Source organism: Streptomyces atratus (genome assembly GCF_040655115.1).
Classification (GTDB): Bacteria; Actinomycetota; Actinomycetes; order Streptomycetales; family Streptomycetaceae; genus Streptomyces; species Streptomyces atratus_D.
On sequence record NZ_JBFAJH010000046.1, the window covers coordinates 17,001 to 34,483 of the forward strand.

General features: G+C 68.8%; 12 protein-coding genes and 2 pseudogenes. 7 read left to right on the plus strand and 7 right to left on the minus strand.

Annotated elements, in window-relative coordinates; translation table 11 throughout:
• Positions 1–4: 4 nt before the first annotated feature.
• Both AB0I23_RS32635 and AB0I23_RS32640 read right to left on the minus strand, forming a co-directional pair.
• The gene (locus AB0I23_RS32635; RefSeq protein ID WP_359114753.1) at positions 5–2,407 is read right to left on the minus strand and encodes a glycoside hydrolase family 65 protein; all 2,403 of its coding nucleotides are present in this window, start codon (positions 2,405–2,407) and stop codon (positions 5–7) included.
• A gap of 325 nt (positions 2,408–2,732) precedes the next feature.
• A pseudogene (locus tag AB0I23_RS32640) lies at positions 2,733–2,891 on the minus strand (zinc-binding dehydrogenase); the annotation flags it as partial.
• 284 nt (positions 2,892–3,175) lie between these two features.
• Here AB0I23_RS32640 and AB0I23_RS32645 point away from each other — a divergent pair.
• From AB0I23_RS32645 to AB0I23_RS32655, 3 genes are all read left to right on the plus strand, one after another.
• The gene (locus AB0I23_RS32645; RefSeq protein WP_359114755.1) at positions 3,176–4,546 is read left to right on the plus strand and encodes a CBS domain-containing protein; all 1,371 of its coding nucleotides are present in this window, start codon (positions 3,176–3,178) and stop codon (positions 4,544–4,546) included.
• A gap of 134 nt (positions 4,547–4,680) precedes the next feature.
• Positions 4,681–5,682, plus strand: coding sequence for an Acg family FMN-binding oxidoreductase (locus AB0I23_RS32650; protein WP_359114757.1), 1,002 nt, complete (start codon positions 4,681–4,683; stop codon positions 5,680–5,682).
• A 47-nt stretch (positions 5,683–5,729) separates the two neighbouring features.
• Positions 5,730–6,605, plus strand: a complete 876-nt coding sequence (locus tag AB0I23_RS32655; protein ID WP_359114759.1) for a universal stress protein — start codon at positions 5,730–5,732, stop codon at positions 6,603–6,605.
• A 166-nt stretch (positions 6,606–6,771) separates the two neighbouring features.
• On the opposite strand, the gene AB0I23_RS41810 is transcribed toward AB0I23_RS32655, so the two are convergent.
• The gene (locus AB0I23_RS41810; protein WP_436847037.1) at positions 6,772–7,377 is read right to left on the minus strand and encodes an Rv1733c family protein; all 606 of its coding nucleotides are present in this window, start codon (positions 7,375–7,377) and stop codon (positions 6,772–6,774) included.
• 287 nt (positions 7,378–7,664) lie between these two features.
• Between AB0I23_RS41810 and AB0I23_RS32665 the strand changes: the two genes are divergently transcribed.
• A complete protein-coding gene (locus AB0I23_RS32665; RefSeq protein ID WP_359114808.1) occupies positions 7,665–8,360 on the plus strand; it encodes a helix-turn-helix domain-containing protein in 696 nt (231 codons plus the stop codon).
• A 459-nt stretch (positions 8,361–8,819) separates the two neighbouring features.
• On the opposite strand, the gene AB0I23_RS32670 is transcribed toward AB0I23_RS32665, so the two are convergent.
• From AB0I23_RS32670 to ggt, 4 genes are all read right to left on the minus strand, one after another.
• Positions 8,820–10,400, minus strand: coding sequence for an outer membrane protein assembly factor BamB family protein (locus tag AB0I23_RS32670; protein ID WP_359114761.1), 1,581 nt, complete (start codon positions 10,398–10,400; stop codon positions 8,820–8,822).
• A gap of 348 nt (positions 10,401–10,748) precedes the next feature.
• Positions 10,749–10,946 carry a hypothetical protein gene (locus AB0I23_RS32675; RefSeq protein ID WP_359114762.1) on the minus strand — a complete coding sequence of 66 codons (198 nt, stop codon included), beginning with the start codon at positions 10,944–10,946 and terminating at the stop codon, positions 10,749–10,751.
• Positions 10,947–11,592: 646 nt separating this feature from the next.
• The gene (locus tag AB0I23_RS32680; protein WP_359114763.1) at positions 11,593–11,856 is read right to left on the minus strand and encodes a hypothetical protein; all 264 of its coding nucleotides are present in this window, start codon (positions 11,854–11,856) and stop codon (positions 11,593–11,595) included.
• A 156-nt stretch (positions 11,857–12,012) separates the two neighbouring features.
• Positions 12,013–13,872 (minus strand): gamma-glutamyltransferase, encoded by a 1,860-nt coding sequence (gene ggt, locus AB0I23_RS32685; protein ID WP_359114765.1) that lies wholly within the window; start codon positions 13,870–13,872, stop codon positions 12,013–12,015.
• A 208-nt stretch (positions 13,873–14,080) separates the two neighbouring features.
• On the opposite strand from ggt, the pseudogene AB0I23_RS32690 reads away from it, so the two are divergent.
• The 3 genes and pseudogenes from AB0I23_RS32690 to AB0I23_RS32700 form a co-directional block, all read left to right on the plus strand.
• Positions 14,081–14,398, plus strand: a pseudogene (locus AB0I23_RS32690) (transposase); the annotation flags it as partial.
• A 496-nt stretch (positions 14,399–14,894) separates the two neighbouring features.
• Positions 14,895–16,370: an amidohydrolase family protein gene (locus AB0I23_RS32695; RefSeq protein ID WP_359114767.1), complete on the plus strand. Its 1,476-nt coding sequence runs from the start codon at positions 14,895–14,897 to the stop codon at positions 16,368–16,370.
• Positions 16,367–17,479 carry a M20 family metallopeptidase gene (locus AB0I23_RS32700; RefSeq protein ID WP_359114769.1) on the plus strand — a complete coding sequence of 371 codons (1,113 nt, stop codon included), beginning with the start codon at positions 16,367–16,369 and terminating at the stop codon, positions 17,477–17,479. The genes AB0I23_RS32695 and AB0I23_RS32700 overlap by 4 nt, the downstream gene beginning before the upstream one ends.
• Positions 17,480–17,483 lie beyond the last annotated feature (4 nt).

Genomic DNA, 17,483 nt, shown 5'->3' on the forward strand with positions numbered 1-17,483 from the left:
GAGGTCAGCGCACGGGCAGGCGGAACCAACGTTGCTCGCCCGCGGCCACGGTCACCAGCCGCTCACCGGGCAGGCATACGCGCAGAGAGGGTGTGAGCCGGGAGTGCGGAACACGGATCCCCAACCGGCCCGGAAGGAGGCGGACACGGATGTCCCGGTGCCCGTGGTAACAGAACGTGAACGTGCAGCGTGGCATCTCGCAGAGCGGGGTGGGGTCGATACGGAGTCCGTCCGGGCCTGCCTCCAGACCCGCGAGGCTCCGTTCGACGAGATCGAGGGTGCCGGCCATGGTACCGAGATGGATACCTTCGCCGGTGGTGCCGCCCTGAATGTCAGCCACGTCGCCGAGCAGGGCATCCTCGCAGTATCTCCAGGCGTCCGGGCCTCTCTCACGAGCGAGCACCCAGCCGTGCACCAGGCTGCTGAGACTCGAACCATGACTGGTACGAGCCAGGTAGTAGCCGACCGTCCGGCGCCACACGTCGTCATCGAGGCGGTAACCAAGACGGTCGAAGAGGGCCCGCAGCTCGGCGGGGCGGAAGAGATAGCCGAGCATGAGTGTGTCGGCCTGCTTGGTCGCCTGATAGCGGTTGACCGTGTCCCCCTCGGACTCCAGGATCCGGTCGAGGCGGCGGATGTCGCAGTAGCGGGAGCGATAGGCATCCCAGTCCAGTTCGGCCAGCTCGCCATAGCCCTCGAACTGGCTGATGACACCGTCGTGGAACGGCACGTACACGCGGCGGGAGACGACGTCCCAGCGGCTCAACGTCTCGTCGTCCAGGCCGATTCGCTCAGCCAGCTCCCGCCGACGAGCTGCAGGCAGTCCGTCGAACACCTCAAGCGCACGTGCGAGCGACCAGGCGGCGGTCACGTTGGTGTACGCGTTGTCGTCGATCCCGGGAGCAGCGGCCTTGGGGTAGGCGTCGTGGTACTCGTCGGGGCCCACCACACCGCGGATACGGTAGCGGTCGCGATCGGCGTCGTACGTGGCGACGGCGCCCCAGTATCGCGCAATGTCGAGCAACAGCTCTGCCCCTGGGCCTTGGACGAACCCGGTGTCGCCGGTGCTCTGCCCGTACCGCCAGACATTCCAGGCGATGGCCGAGCCGACGTGGCGCTGCAAGTGCGAGTGGTCGGGCAGCCAACGGCCGGATCGGGGATTGAGGTGCAGCGTCTGTGTCTCCTCCACACCCGAACTACCGCTCTGCCAGGGGAACATCGCTCCTCGAAAGCCCGCCTGCTGGGCCGCGGAACGGGCCGCTGGCAGCCGACGGTGCCGGTACATGAGAAGACCCCGCGCCACCTCCGGAAAGTGCAGGGTGACGTACGGCAGCACGAACAGTTCGTCCCAGAAGACATGCCCTCGGTAGGCCTCGCCGTGCAGGCCCCTGGCGGGCACTCCGACGTCCAGCTCAGCCGTGTGCGGGGAAAGGGTCTGCAGGACGTGGAAGAGATGAAGCCGGAGGATGCGACCCGGCTCGCCGGGCACCTTCAGTTCGCCCTGGCTCCACAGACGTTCCCAAGCGGCACGGTGGGAAGCGAGCAGTGCGGTGAACGCCGGCGCATGTGACACGTGCTCGACGGCAAGTGAGAGGGGATCGCCCGGAGGCCGATCCAGCGAGGTGTACAAGGCGGCGCACTTCACGACGGCCACGGAATGCCCGCGAGAGAGCGGCAGCCTGAGTCTCTGGGCCGTTTCGGCCTGCGTGCAGCTCGCCCCCACGGCGACGAGTGGCCGCGACGACGTCCTGACGGCGATGGCGATCCGGATCCGGGACGAACGGGTACGACAGGACAACCAGGCCACGCCGTCCATTTCCACCCCGGCGCGGTGGCCCGTGAGGTGACGGCCGTTCAGGCCGCGGTAACGCTCGACACCGGCGTTGATGACGTTGCCGTCGATGATGGACTCGACCTCGATCACCCCGCTCCAGCCGTACCCGTGGAAAGCGGTCCTCTGGACGGCGAGATACGGATCACTCATGTGGACAAACCTGGTGTGGGTGACGCCGAGTCGGCGGCCGTGACCGTCCTGGAAGAACAAGTGGCGAGTGAGAACGCCGCCTCGCAGGTCGAGCGAGACACTGCAGCGCCGCACGCTCGGGTCGTCGGGGGTGAGCCACTGCCCTGCCGGCCCGTCGTCCGGCAAGCAGCGGTAGCGCAGGCGCGACCAGTCGGGCAGGTTGACCATGTCCTCGTTGCAGACCTGTTCTCCTGCGATGTCCGAGGAAAGCCGGTTGGAACACCCGGCAGCGTAAGTCCCCGGGTAGTGGGCGGTGCCGGCGGTTGACTCAGGCGCGGCCCCCCGGGTGGCGAACCTGCCGTTGCCGAGTGTGCACAGAGCCTCGACAGCGCGCTCCTTCTTGGGGTCGTAGCCGCTGAAGTCCCAAGTCCATTCCGTGCTCATGACCACTCTCCGTAGTTCTCCGGCGTTCCATACGAGTGAGTCGGTCACGGACACCGCGATGCTCTCCGGGTCGGCCGGCATGTGAAGCACCGACCCCGCCGCGGTACAGCCCCACCCACGACTGTGAGACCTGGGGTCGTGGCGAGCGGCGGCCGAAAGCCCCGGATCGGTCGGCCCGGCGGGCACCTCGACGGCGGCGGGGCCGGGCCCGGTCCCTCTCGTAGTCTTCCCACCCACCAGGGCTCACGACTGAGCCGGGGAGGAGATTCTCGTTGTGCTGCGGTCCGCCCAGCGCCACCTCGAGGACACCGGTATCCCCGGCCGTGATCCACAGGTCTTCGAGGTGCAGCGTCGCCAGCCTTCCATGGACGCCGATGTTCGTGACACGGCCCCCCGGACGAACCACGCGGGTGCACACTTCGAAGGCTTCGGGCACGCCGACGGCTTCGATGACGACATCGGCGCCGAGGCCCTCGGTGAGGTCGTCTCCCGGGCTGTAGCCGGCGCGGACGCAGATGGTGACGACATCGACGGGGTCCGGAACGCCCTGCCATGCGGTCTTCCCCGGTCCTTGGTGAACGAGTGCCTTCACAACGTCGTCCTCTTCCTGTGTCTCCTCCGGTGAGGCTCTTCCTCAGGCTGACCCCGCATCGGCCCGTCGCGCATGGGGCCAGTCGGTCCCTGCCGGGACCGGGCGGGCCCATCGCGCCTCCGGCGCCGGGAGTGCGATGGTGAAGACGATTGCCACCCATCGGAGAAGGGACGGCCATGTCCGTGACGGACTTCGGTCCGGCCACGGCCGCGTCGAGACCTGCGCTGCTGCGCTTCCCCGGCGACGTCCGGACCGTCACCGGCAGCACGTTCCTCATCGAGAGCGACCACGCCCGGGTCCTCCTCGAATGCGGCCTCTTCCAGGGCTTCACGGACCTGCGCCGCCGCAACCGGGCGAAGCTGCCGTACGACGCCTCGTCCATCCACGCCGTGGTCATCACCCATGCCCACCTGGACCACTGTGGCTACCTGCCCCGCCTGGTCCGGCACGGCTTCCGGGGACCGATCCTGACCAGTGCCCACACCGCCCGGCTCGCCGAGATCGTGCTCCGTGACAGCGCGCGCCTCCAGATGGAGACGGCCCGGCACGCCAACGAACACGGCTGGTCCACGCACCGGCCCGCCAGACCGCTCCATGACGAAACCGATGTCGACACCACCGTGAAATTCTTCGATGCCGTCCCGGTCGGCAACCACGTCGAGACCATGGCCGGCACACGGCTCACGCCGCTCCACGGTGGACACATCCTCGGCTCTGCCTGGGCCCAACTGACCCTTGAGGACGGCCACACCCTCGCCACCAGCGGAGACCTAGGCCGCCCCGGCCACCCGCTGCTGCTGCCGCCAGAGCCGTTCACCGGCGCTGACGTGCTGCTGATGGAGCCGACGTACGGCATCCGCCGTCACGAACCCGAGCGAGCCCTCACCGAGGAACCTGCCATGACCTCAGCCCGGTACACCGTCAACGACGTCATGACGAAGAACGTCGTCACCGTCACGCCTGACACGGAATTCAAAGAGATCGCTGCCGCCATGAAGCAGTGGAAGGTCGCCGCCGTGCCCGTCATCGAAAGCAAGGGCCATGTCGTCGGCGTCGTCTCCGAAGCCGATCTGCTCCCCAAGGAGGAATTCCACGCGCACAGGATCGGCTTGATTGAGCAGATGTACCGCCCGGGCGACACCGCCAAGGCCGGAGCGGTCCGCGCCGAGGAACTGATGACGAGTCCCGCCATCACGGTGAAGCCCGACGTGCCCCTCCCGCAGGCCGCCCGGCTCATGGCCGACCAGCGCATCAAGCGCCTCCCGGTCGTCGACGCCGACGGCAGCCTCAAGGGCATCGTCAGCCGCGCCGATCTCCTCAAGGTCTTCCTGCGCTCCGACGACGACCTCGCTGCCGAAATACGCCGCGAGGTCGTCAACCGGCTTTTCCCCGCCTCGTCCGTGAAGGCCAGTGTCACCTGGGGCGTGGCCACCCTCACCGGTCGTGTCCGCGACGTCACCCTCATTCCCGTCGCCGCCCGTCTCGCTCAGTCCGTGGAAGGTGTGGTCGGCGTGGACTGCCGGCTCGAAGGAGAAGCATCCGACTGAGCCCGGCAACGGACGTGCCCCCGCTGAGGAACCCATCCGGTCCGGCTCAAGGGACGAACGGCCCATACGTACCGGGCAACGGCCGACTCCATGCTGAAGACATCGAACCTTCCCGACTCCCCGGGAGACCCGCGATGCTCACCGAAGCGCTCGACGACGCCACGCTGGCCGACCTCGTCACCGATGCCATCGCCGCACCGTCCATGCACAACGCCCAGCCCTGGCAGTTCCGCTACGGACGCCGTAGTCGCACCCTCGTTCTTCTGGCGGACTTCGAACGCGCGATGCCGGAGGAAGACCCCTCCACCCGCGCACTGCACGTAGGCTGCGGCGCGGCCCTGCTGAATCTGCGCGTGTCCGCCGCCCACCACGGCCTGGACGCGGTTACCAGGCTACTGCCTGCCCCATCGGACCCGGCCCTGCTGGCCGCCGTACGCCTGAGCATTCGCCCCGATGCCCACGGTGGGCCTGCAGACGAAGCGCTCGCCGCTCTCCACCCCGCGATCCGTGACCGGCACACCAGCCGGTACCCCTTCGACGAACAGGCGATCCCGAAGGACATCCGCGCACGCCTCGCCGAAGCGGCCCGTACCGAGAGCACGGACTTCGCGTTTCTGACCGCGACTCATCTGGAGACGGTGCTCGAACTGATCCGGGACGCCGAGGGGTACGACCGCAGGGATCCGGCACGCGAAGCCGAGCAGCGGCACTGGGTCCGCGACACGAAGACCGAGTCGCCCATGGACGGAATTCCGGACTACGCCCTCGGCCCCCGCGACGCGTCCGAAAGAGCGACCGTCCGCGACTTCGCGGGCAGCGCCGTCCTCGCCGGCCGGGCCCGCGTCCTGTTCGAGAACCGGCCGCAGCTTGCCCTGCTGAGCACCCCGGGCGACCACCCGCAGGACTGGCTGCGCGCCGGTCAGGCCCTGGAACGCGTGCTGCTCACTGCCACACTCCACTCGGTGTCCACCTCGTTCGCCACACAGCCCCTCGAATGGCCGGACCTGCGATGGATCCTGCGCGACCCGGTCCTCGGCACGGGACACCCACAAATGATCATCCGCCTGGGATACGGGCCCACGGGGCCGCGCACGCCTCGCCGCCCTGTCGAGCAAGTGCTGACGATCGAACCGTAGAAACGATCAAACCCCAGCAGGAACGCGGCGGAAAGGCGGTGGGAGCGATGCAGTTCCCCATAGTTGTTGGAGTAGACGGATCAGAGGGCAGTCTTCGCGCCCTGGACTGGGCAGCGGCGGAAGCGGCACGCTCACAGCACCCCCTGCGCGTCGTCCACGCCTCTCTGTGGGAACGCTACGAAGGCAGGCTGCCCACTTTCGACACCGAGCGCCCGGCCGAGCAGATCCTCGCCGAGCACCTCGTCGCCTCCGCTCAGGAACGTGCACAGCGCCTCCACGCAGAGGTAGACGTGGTCGCCGATGTACGGCCCGAAGACCCGGTGAAAGCACTTGTGCGCGAGAGCCATGAGGCGGCCCTTGTCGTCCTGGGCTCCCGTGGCCGGGGCCGGATCGCCGGGATGCTCCTCGGATCCGTCAGCCTCGCCCTCGCGGGCCGGTCACACTGCCCGGTCGTCGTGATCCCGGCGACCACACCGGGTGCTCCCCCGAAGCAGGGTCGCGTTGTCGTCGGGATCGGTGATGCCGAAAGACCGACAGCAGCCGCCCGTTTCGCACTCGACCAGGCGGTGTCGCGCCACGGCGAACTGATCGCCGTACGGGCCTGGCGCTGCCCCGCCCACGAGGCTGCGGACCATCCGCTCCTCTCGGGCTCCCCGGCTTCCGCACACCGCCAGCGGGCTGAGGACCACCTCGAAGACGTCCTGGCGGTACTCGACCGGACCAGCTCCGAGGCCGCTGTCCACCGTTCCGTGGAACAGGGGCCTGTACACCAGATACTGATCGAAGCGGCCACCGGCGCGGAACTGCTGGTCGTCGGCGCACGCCGTTCCGACGGACACCATGGGCTGCACCTTGGTGCGGTGAACCACGCGGTGCTGCACTATGCACCCTGTCCAGTGGCCGTGGTCCCGGACACCCGCTGATCGCACCTTCGGTCCTCAGGGGTGCTTCCCACCGCACGGTCCGCATCGCGCGGTGGGATCCGTCGGTGCCGACCACGACCGGTCCCGTCATGGTCACGCTTGATCGACTGCTGTCCGTGGTCTCTCCTGAATGTTCTGCGCCCGAGGCGAAGGGAGCACCGACTTGCTACCGGTCCCGGAATTGCTGGGACAGTTCGGCCTCCACCTCGTCCCACTCCTTCTCCCATCCCATGTACCTGAGGCTGTCCACCAGCTTCGCGAAGCCTTTCCACACGGCGACGAATAGTCCCGTCGCCACTGCGAAGGTCCCTGCTGCCGCCAGCCATGCAGATGCAACGGCCTCACCACGCGTTGTGGGTGCCCTGGTGGTGACCACGCCTTGAGCAGTGGTCCAGATCGGTACGGTCGTGCCGGCCGAGCTGCCCGCCCAGACACTGACCACTGCCGTGCGCTCGGTACCGTCCGGCTGTGTCCACCGGACGGGGGCACGCACCGTTGTCTGTGCCATGACAGCTGTAGCGGGGACACCCGCGTCGGAAATCAGCCGCGCCTCCACCTTCCTCATATGGGGAAGTGTGTTGACACGATGTGTCTCGGCGTCGTGCACCGCACGGCCCGTGGCAGCCGATACCAGGGGTGCCGCCATCAGGAAAACCACGACCAAGAGCACCCTGCCCCAGCGCTGGATGCGATCCGGGACTCGGATCGGCAGCCCGCGCGCGCTGGGCGCGTCGTCTTCCTGTCCTTCTCCGGGGTGCGTTTCTCCAGCCATGGTCCGGCCTCATTCCGCTGCGACAACGGACCCCGCCCGCAGTGCATCGCGCAGCGAAACGTGCGGGCAGGAGCGCGTGCCACCATCCTGCACACCCCGCACGCCTCGCGGCATGGGCTGAGCGGGCGCGAGACCGGGCCGGTCGGCCCAAGCGCCATGCAACCCCAGCGGCACACGATGGAGTGGACGAAGAGCACGCGGAACAGCGGCGGGCCCGACGACGGACCGGGGATCCCACGAAGGATGTGGGCAGCATGGCGCACGGAGTAAGCCATTCATCGGACAGCATGCCGGACAGGGCGTCGGGAGACCTGGGCCGACGGGTGCTGACGCGCCGCGAGCAGCTCGGACTCAGCCGGCAGGCAGTGGCCGAGCGGGCCGGTTCGGCACCCGGATACATCCAGTACGTCGAAGAGCGGCAGGCCACACCCGGCATAGGGTTTCTGCTGCGGCTGGCCCAGGCGCTGGAAACCACTGTGGCCGAGCTGATCGGCAGCACGACGGAGCTTCCTCCGGCTATTGGCCGCGCTGGCTATCGCACCGAGTTGCTCGAACTCAGCCCCCAGGAGTGCCGCCGACTCTTGTCCACCCACGGAGTGGGCCGGATCGGTGTGACGACGGACAACGGGCCGGCCATCCTGCCGGTCAACTACGTCATGGATGGTGACCGGGTCGCGTATCGCAGCGCCCACAACACTGTGCCCGCCACCGCCGCGGACCTCCCGGTCGCCTTCGAAGTGGATCACATTGATGAAGCTCTGAGTCAAGGGTGGAGCGTCCTCATGGTCGGTACGGCAGCAGCCGTCACGGATCCCGAAGCCGCGCACAGGCTGGACGAACTCGCCTACACCACGCCGTGGGCGGGCGACCGGCAGGATGTGTGGCTGACCATCACCCCCACGCGCATGACCGGGCGTCGCATTCACGTGCTCCAGCCCCACGCTCCTCAGGCTGGTGATGGTCCCCGAGATCCCTCGACCTGAAAACCAGGCCCCACCGGGTCAACGGCAAGACCAAAGCACACGATGTCGCAGATGAACACCGCCGAGCACCTGATCAACAAACTGAATGACGTTGTCACGTTGTTGGGTGTGTGAGTGTCTGATGGCGCCGTCGGGGCGTGGTGCCCGCCTGCGCTTCGGGACTGTGCTCTGTGACGGCCATCGCAACTGTTGCCGGGGTGTTCAAGCTCCTATGCGCAGCCAGGTGTTGCCTGCGCGGAGCCAGAGGGAACCGTCGCGGCCTTGGCCGCAGCGCATGACGACTCGACCGGGCGGGCAGCCGTCCCGAAGGGGCCCAGGTCGTCTGGCCCTGGGTGTTCCAGCCCGCAAGGCCCGCTCCTGACTCGGGGTGGCCGCCGTAGATGTTCGGCGTGCGGCTTCGCCAGCGCGGCACCGCAGACACCACGTCTGACATGGGATCGCTTAGCTGATTAGAGACGCTTAGTTCTTGCTGCCCTTGCCGACGGAGAAGGCGTACAGCTTGTTGTTCGTGCCCTTGTCAGGCCACATCGCCGAGGTGTAGCCGGAGCCCCAGTAGACCGAGCCATTGACCACCGCGGCACCGCCGACGACCGAACCACCACTGGCGAAGCCCCACTTCACCTTGCCGGTGGCGGCGTCGAGGGCGTACATGTTGTTGCCCTTGGGAGCCATGGAGCCCCCGTAGACGACGCCGTTGGCGCTGGTCACGAAGCCATGGGCCTTGTGACCCTGCGGGTCGGCCGTCTGCCACAGGATCTTGCCGGTGGCGGCGTCGAGCGCGGCCCAGAAGCCTCCCGTGGTGGTCGACTTCTCACCCGTCGCCGAGGTGATGGTGGTGGGGACGTTGTCGTAGTTGGTGACCGCGGTGTAGATGCGCTTGCCGTCGGTCGCGGAGCCCCACTGGATGCCGCCCCCGAGGCCGCCGGGGCCCGCCTGCGTCTGCCAGACGACCTTGCCCGTGGCCGGGTCGAGCGCCCAGTAGACGCCGCTCTTCTGGCCCACACCGAGCAGGTCGGTGCGCTTGCCGTCCACCGTGGTCGTGTAGAGGTTCGGGCCCGACCCGAAGTCGTAGTCCGGGCCGCTCGGCTTCTCGATCGTCCACTGGTCGCCCTCGAGGGTGTGGCGGGCCCAAGCGACCTTGCCGTCATCCAGGTCGAACGCGACGATCGAGTCCTGGTGGTTGTCGGGGGAGGCGGGGGTGCATCCGGTCGCGTCCGGGGTCTCGCAGACGCCTTCCGGCACCGAGTAGTTGTTGCCGGTGGCCGCGTACACCAGGCCGCGCTCGAGGTCCACCGCGGGGTGGCTGCCCCACACCGAGCCACCGGTGTACCCCTGCGGCACCGTGTGGGTCTTCCACAGGATCTCGCCGGTGTCGACGCTCACTGCGACGACACTGCCGCGGAAGGTCGGCTCGCCGGGCATCCCCTCGGACTTGGACGACACGCCCACGTACGCCACGCCGTCGGCAATCACCGGCGAGCCGGTGACAACCGCTGCCGGGTTGTCGTCGATCTGCGTCTTCCACAGCGGGGCGCCGGTCTTGGCGTCGGCGCCCAGGAGGTAGGCGCCGGCAGTGGTCTTCATGGCCGGAACGCCCTCGCCGAAGACCAGCTTGCCGCCCTCGTAGGCGGGGCTGGTCCGGGAGACGTCGCCCTGGATCCCGCTGTACGTGCTCACCGGCTTGGACCAGACGGCCTTGCCCGTGTCGGTGTTCACAGCGTTGAGCTTGCCGCTCCAGTCCGGCACGTACGCGACGCCGTCCACCACGGTCGGCGTGGCGGAGATGTCACCGCCGGCCGTGAAGGTCCAACGCGCCTTCAGGTTCTTGACATTCTTCGCGTTCAGGATGTGCTCGGACGCGGCGTTGCGGGTGTTGTGGGAGTCCTGGCCCGCGGAAGTCCAGTTCGTGGCCGGCTTCGGGTCAGCGGCGGAGGCTGTCCCGGCGGTCCCTGCGAACGCCGCGGCGACGACGGTCGCCGCCATCGGCACGCCCACGACTGCGGACCTCAGCGTCCGCGACTTCGGGCTACGTGTTGACATGCGAAAACTCCTTCGAACTGTGCGGTCGGGTGCGGAGCCATGTCGACGGCAGCCTGTTTGGCCGCAGTCTCCGGATTGCTCCTCGGCGCGTCCAGAATTGGTGTTCCGGGCCACGCCATCCCGCATTGATTGAAGCTTAAACCATCTTTCGGTGGCTCCATCCCGGGGGTCCCGGAGCGGGCCGGAGCTCATGCGGCGATCAAGAGCGGCGGAAAGCGGAAGTTCTCGTTTGCGCAGGTCAAACCGCAGTTCTGCGCCCGCAGGACACCCGAGGTCTGGCCGCTGAACAGACGCTGGTGCGACCGACAGCACGTACGACTGTGGGGCTCGGAGAGGCGTCGCTGCAGGTCAAGCCGCGTAGCGGTACTCGTTGATGACGCTGCCGAGGATGCGGGTGCGCAGGAGTCGGCGGTTTTCGGGCCTGTGCACGGTCGTGGGTTGCTGGTCGGCGCCGGGTGGTAGTTGGTTGCGGGCCCGATGGGGGCGGTGTTCGTTGTAGTGACGCTGGTAGGCGGCCAGGAGGTGCCGGGTGTGGGCCTCGTTCAAGATGAGGACATGGTCGAGGGCCAAGGGCCTCGCGTCGGATGGTGCCGATCACCCGCTCGCAGTGGGCGTTCACCCGAGGCGCTCGCGGGGCACTCTTGAGGATCTTGATCTCTTCGGCGTCGAAGACAGCGTCGAAGGATTGCCCGTACCTGCCGTCGCGGTCTCGCAGCAGGAAGCGCAGGGACTCCATGCGTGTGCCGAGATCGGTGGCCAGGTTTCGGGCTTGCTGCACAGCCCAGTCGCGGGTGGGGTGGGCGGTGATGGCGGTGATGGCGGCGATGTGCAGGCGTCGGGTGCTGTGTTCGAGGAACGCCGGCGCGTAGGGCCCGTGACCGAGGGCGGTTTCGAGGTGGAGGAAGTCGACGGCGATGCCTTCGGCCTGGTGGGTGAGGAACTCCCTCCACGTCGGGCCGGCGCGGCGCGGGGCCGGGTCGATGCCCGCCGCGTGGAGGATTTCCCATACTGTGGAGGTTGCGATGGGGTGACCGGGTCGGGTCGGCTCGCCCTGGATCCGCCTATGCCCCCATTGCGCGTTCTCCCGGGCAAGCTGCAGGATCAGCTTCTTGAGTGCTGCCTTGGTCGGTGGCCGTCCGGTGCGGGCACGCCGGGCGCTGTAGTCCCACTTCGCGGCGATGAACCTGCGATGTCAGGCCAGCAGGGTCCCGGGCGTGACCGGGAAGACCTCGTGCCGGCGGGGTATCAGGCTGGAGAGTGCAGCCAGCCAGAACCGATCTGCGGGCTCGTAGGGGACCGGGCCGGCGATCTGGCACCGTAGCACCGCCCTCTCATGGCGGAGCACGAGTAACTCGGCGTCCTTGGAGGTGTCGCGGCGCAGCAGCACACCGGGGGTTACATACGTGGAGCGACTTCGTGTCGCACACTGAGCGCTGTAGTTGACAGATTTCGCCAACTACAGCGCTCATCGCGAGGCAAAGACGCGTTGCGATTGTGAGCCGTCAGGCCGACCGTTCCGGCGTGGGGCCGAAGAGACTGGTGATGGAGTCTGCGGTGTCGTCGTAAGCACCGGGGCGTTGCGCGGGGCCCGAGTGATGCAACGTCCGCCGTGTCAACGGCTCTCGTCCACCACCATGGCCGAGCCGCCACCTCGCCGCTTGGGTTCGGCGACCGCCGTGACATTCCCGTCGCGCTGGAACTCCAGTGCGGCCACCGCTCCGATCTCCGGGGAGGGGGTGAAGGTCTGTGGGGCCAGGACGAAGTGCTGGCCGAGGCCTTCGAGCGCAGCGCGCTCGGGTGAGTCGAGGAAGGCGGGTTCGGCGTCGGTCGTGGTCCGGTTCCGCTGCGAGATCCGCGGAGCGGCGACCGCATCGGGCAGCGACATGCCCAGGTCGAGACGGTTGACGAGAGTCTGGAGCACCGTGGTGATGATGGTCGCGCCCCCCGGCGAACCGACCGCGATCAACGGCTTTCCCTCCCGCAGCACGATCGTCGGCGACATGCTGCTGCGCGGGCGCTTGCCCGGCGCGGGCAGATTCGGGTCGGGCACCCCGGGGGTGAGCGGGGTGAAGTCGAAGTCGGTGAGCTCATTGTTGAGCAGGAAGCCACGTCCGGGCACGGTGATGGCCGAGCCTCCGGTCTGCTCGATCGTCAGGGTGTACGAGACCACGTTGCCCCAACGGTCGGCGGTCACCAGATGGGTCGTCGAGGGCCCCTCGTAAGGCTCCTGAGTGCCCTTCCCCCGGACACAGCCGGTTGTCGCGCCGCGCGGGTCCGCCGGGGCCAGCGGGCTGGTCAGCGTCGCGTCGGGCCGGATCAGGCAGGCCCGGTCCTTCGCGAACTCCTTGGACAGCAGTGCCTTCGTGGGCACGTCCGAGAAGGCGGGGTCGCCCACCCAGCGGTTGCGGTCGGCGAAGGCGATCCGGCTGGCTTCCAGGTAGTGGTGCAGCGCCTGGACCCGGTCGGCGGACGACAGAGGGAAGTTCTCCAGGATGTTGAGCGCTTCGCCGACGGTGGTGCCGCCGGAGGAGGACGGCGCCATGGAGTAGACGTCCAGCCCGTGGTACGTGGTGCGGGTCGGGTCCCGGCGCACCACCGCGTAGTTCGCGAGGTCGCGCCGCTCCATGAGTCCGGGCCGGAACGTACGGTCGGAGCCCGCGGCCACCGGCGGGTTCTGCGCGGTGCGCACCACATCACGCCCGATGTCGCCGTGGTAGAGCGCATCTGTGCCCTCGCGGGACAGTTCCCGGTACGTACGGGCCAGGTCGGGGTTGCGGAAACGGCTGCCGACCACGGGGAGTTCACCGTTCGGCAGGAACAGATCGGAGGTCGAGGTGATGTCCCGGAAGCGGGCTTCGTTCATCGCCGTCTGGGCGCGGAATTCGTCGTTGACCACGAAGCCGTCGTCGGCGATCCGGGTGGCCGGGCGCAGTGCGCGCCCGAGCGAGACGGTGCCCCAGTCGTCCAGGGCCTTCTGCCAGGTCGCCGGGGTGCCCGGAACCCCCACGGACAGGCCGGAGTTGACCGCTTCCTGGAACGGTATGGCTTTGCCCGTGGACGGGTCGATGAAGGAGTCGGAGCGCATCCGGGCCGGGGCCGTCTCTCGGCCGTCGATGGTGTGCACCTTCTTCTTGGCGGCGTCGTAGTACACGAAGTAGCCGCCGCCTCCTATGCCTGCCGAGTACGGCTCGACCACTCCGAGCGCGGCCGCGGTCGCCACCGCCGCATCGACCGCGTTGCCGCCGCGCCGCAGCACCTCGATGCCGGCCTGCGAGGCGTATGGGTTCACACTGGAGACTGCGCCCCCGCTGCCGGTGGCGACGGCCTGTTTGGGCGGCGGCTGGAGACGTGAGCCGGAGGGTGCTGCGGCAGCGCCTGCCGGGGATGAGCCGGCGGCTGCGGTGGGGAGGAGCAGAGGGAGAGCGAGGGCTGTCGCTGACACGGCAGACACCAGGGCACGGCGGGCGATCATCGAGCCTCCGAGGGCCTCGGGCGAGGGTGATTGCTGGCACTTTGGCAACAGTCGGCCTCATCAGCAATGGATCTTGGAGATCTTTGCGGAACATCTGAGGTTCCTCGGCAGTAACCAGTGCGGTTCAACGACCCTGCGCCTGCCGGAATCCCCGTCCGCCCAGGTCGTCCCAGTGACAGCTACGTCGGTGGGGGCGGCATGATGACCGCTTGTGAACGCGATCCTCTATCAGGGCCGGACCGGCTGTCAGTGGGACTACCTGCCGCACGATCTGCCGCCCCGCGGGGCGACGTACCACTACTTCGCGAAGTGGCGGGACGACGGCACGGATCAGACCATCAACGAGTTGTTGCGCTGCTCGGTTCGGGAGCGGGCTGGTCGATTGGAGGACCGGTCCCTGGTGGTCCTGGACACCCAGAGTGTCCACGCCGCGGTGAACGTGCCCGCGGCGACGACCGGCAAGGACGCCGCGAAACGAGTACCGGGCCGCAAGCGCGGGATCGCCGTGGACGTGTTGGGCCTGGTCGAGCAGGCCGTGGACCTGGTGCCAGCGTTCCAGCGTGGTCTGTGCGCGGGGCCCGTCGTACAGGGAAGCCGCCAAGGGCTCGCAGAGAGTGTTGCTTACGGTGATGTGGCTCGTTGACGTGGTATGGGCATACCGCAAGAGGTTGAGCCGTAGCGTCTGGGGCTGCCCGCGTTCAAGGCGCTGGTACCTCCTGGGCGGTCCATCACAGCCTTGCCGAGCGCACCGCGAGCGCGAGTGCATGGGGCCCGGCCACCCTGGTGACCGCCACCGACGGCAATCACGGCCGAGCGGTCGCCCGCACGGCACGCCTACCGGGGTCGTCCCAGCATGTCCAGCCGGGAGAAGAAGCGGTACGTCGTGCCGGGTTCGTCGGGGTGCATGAACAGGCCGTCACGGATTCGTCGACCTGAACCAACAGCGGTGCCTGATCTCCCTCCTAGGGTCGCACTGGAGACCAGCAGGTGCTCCAGTGCGTCCTCGACGAGGAGACGAAGGCATGCAGACACTTTTGCGTGGCGGCCGTGTCATTGATCCGGGAACCGGGTTCGACGGCATCGCCGACGTCCTCGTGTCCGACGGCGTGGTCAGCGCCGTCGCCGCAGGGCTCGACGCGCCACCAGGATGCGCGGTCGTCGATGTCACGGGTTTGGTCGTCGGTCCGGGGTTCGTCGACCTGCACAGCCACGTGCACTCCATCGCGGGGCAGCGGCTGCAGGCCATGGACGGCGTGACGACGGCCCTCGACCTGGAAGCGGGCCTCATGCCCATCGGGCGTGCGTACGCCGAGGCCGCCGCGGCCGGACGCCCGCTGCACTACGGTTTTTCCGCCTCGTGGGGCGGTGCCCGGGCCCAGGTGCTCGCCGGCATCCAGCCCGACGCACAGATCGGGAGCGGCCTCGCGGTGCTGGGAAACCGCGCATGGCAGCGCTCCTCCACCGATCGTGAACTCGCCGAGTGGCTGGCCCTGATCGAGGGGGAGCTGAGCGCCGGAGCGCTCGGCATCGGAGTCCTCCTCGGGTACGCGCCCCACAGTGAGCCTGCCGAGTTCCTTGCTGTCGCCCGGCTTGCCGCGAAGGCCGGCGTGCCGACGTACACCCACGTCCGCGAGCTGGTCGAGGTGGATCCCGGAACTCCCGCAGACGGCTCCGAGGAGATCGTCGTCGCCGCGGCCGAGACCGGCGCAGCGATGCACCACTGCCACGTCAACAGCACTTCGGGCCACCACATCGACCGGGTACTCGGCGCATTGGACGGTTCACGGCGGTCGGGATCTCGGGTGACGGTCGAGGCCTACCCGTACGGGGCCGGCAGCACGGCGATCGGAGCGGCCTTCCTCGACGCCGAACGCCTGCGGATGAAGGGCCTGTCCCCGTCGAGCGTCGTGATGCTCGAATCGGGGGAGCGCATCGCCGACGAGGGGCGCCTGCGGCAGTTGCGGAACAGCGACCCCGGGGCGCCCTGCATTCTGGAGTTCCTCGACGAGGGCAACCCGCGCGAGCTCGCGATGCTGCACCGGGCGCTGGCCTTCCCGGACGCGATTGTCGCCAGCGACGCGATGCCCGTCTTCTGGCCCGACGGCAACAACGACAGCACCGAGTGGCCACTGCCGCCCGGGGGAACGACGCACCCGCGCACCGCGGGAACGTTCACCAGGACGCTGCGCGTGATGGTGCGGGAGAGCGGCGCCTGGGACTGGCCGGAGGCGTTCCGCCGGTGTGCCCACCTGCCGGCGCGGGTCCTCGACGAGGTGGCGCCGGGGGCTCGGGCGAAGGGACACCTCGGGGTCGGCGCGGACGCCGACATCGTCGTACTCGACCCCGTGGCGATCACCGATTGCGCGACCTACTTCGACCCCACGCGGCCGTCTGTGGGCGTGCGGCACTTGTTTGTCGGTGGTGTCCCGGTGGTCAGTGCGGGGGAGCTGCAGGCCGACGCGCTTCCCGGACAGCCGCTGCGAGGTGAGCCACGATGACGGCGACGCGCGCCGAGGTGGCGGTGGAGGCCCTCCTCGCGGACATCGAGACCCTGGTGCGATGCGAGTCGCCGTCGTCCGATCACGAAGCCGTCGCCCGCAGCGCAGACGTCGTGGCGGCACTGGGGCGCAGGCTGCTGGACACGGAACCGGATCGCGTGGTGATCGACGGGTGCACGCACCTGAGGTGGCGGTTCGGCGAGGCGCCGCGTGTGCTGCTGCTCGGACACCACGACACGGTGTGGCCCACCGGATCGCTGGAGACACACCCGTATTCCGTCCGGGACGGAGTGCTGCGCGGGCCGGGCTGCTTCGACATGAAGGCGGGCGTCGTGATGGCGCTGCACGCCGCCGCTGCCGCCGGGAACCGGTCGGGTCTTTCGATCCTGGTCACCGGTGACGAGGAGATCGGCTCGCCGTCGTCGCGGCGGCTGATCGAGGAAGAGGCTCGCGGCTGCGACGCGGTGTTCGTGTTGGAGGCGTCGGCAGGCGGCGGAGCACTGAAGTGCCGCCGCAAAGGCGCCTCCCTGTACCGGATCGAAGTGGACGGCCGGGCCGCGCACGCCGGGCTCGAACCGGAGAAGGGGGTGAACGCCGGGGTGGAGGCGGCGCACCAGGTCCTCGCAGTCGCGGCACTGGCCGACGCCGAGCGGGGCACGACCGTCGTGCCGACGGCCCTCTCCGCCGGCACCACGACCAACACCGTTCCCGCGGGCGCCAGCGTGGCGGTCGACGTACGTGTGTGGGACGAGGCGGAGCAGTGGCGGGTCGACCGGGCCGTGCGGGACCTCCGCCCCGTACTCGAGGGCTCGCGGATCCGGATCTCGGGTGGCATCAACCGCCCGCCGCTGCAGGCGGACGCGTCGTCGGGGCTGTTCGATCTCGCTGCAACGATCGCTGCCGAACTCGGCCTCGGAGCGCTCTCCGCCGCCGCTGTCGGTGGCGCCTCGGACGGGAACTTCACCGCCGGCCTCGGGATCCCCACCCTCGACGGCCTCGGCGGCGTGGGCGGCGGTGCGCACGCGGACGACGAACACGTCGTCATCGCCGAACTGCCACGACGCACCGCCCTGCTCACCGCCCTGATCGACGCCGTGCTGGCGAAGTGAACTC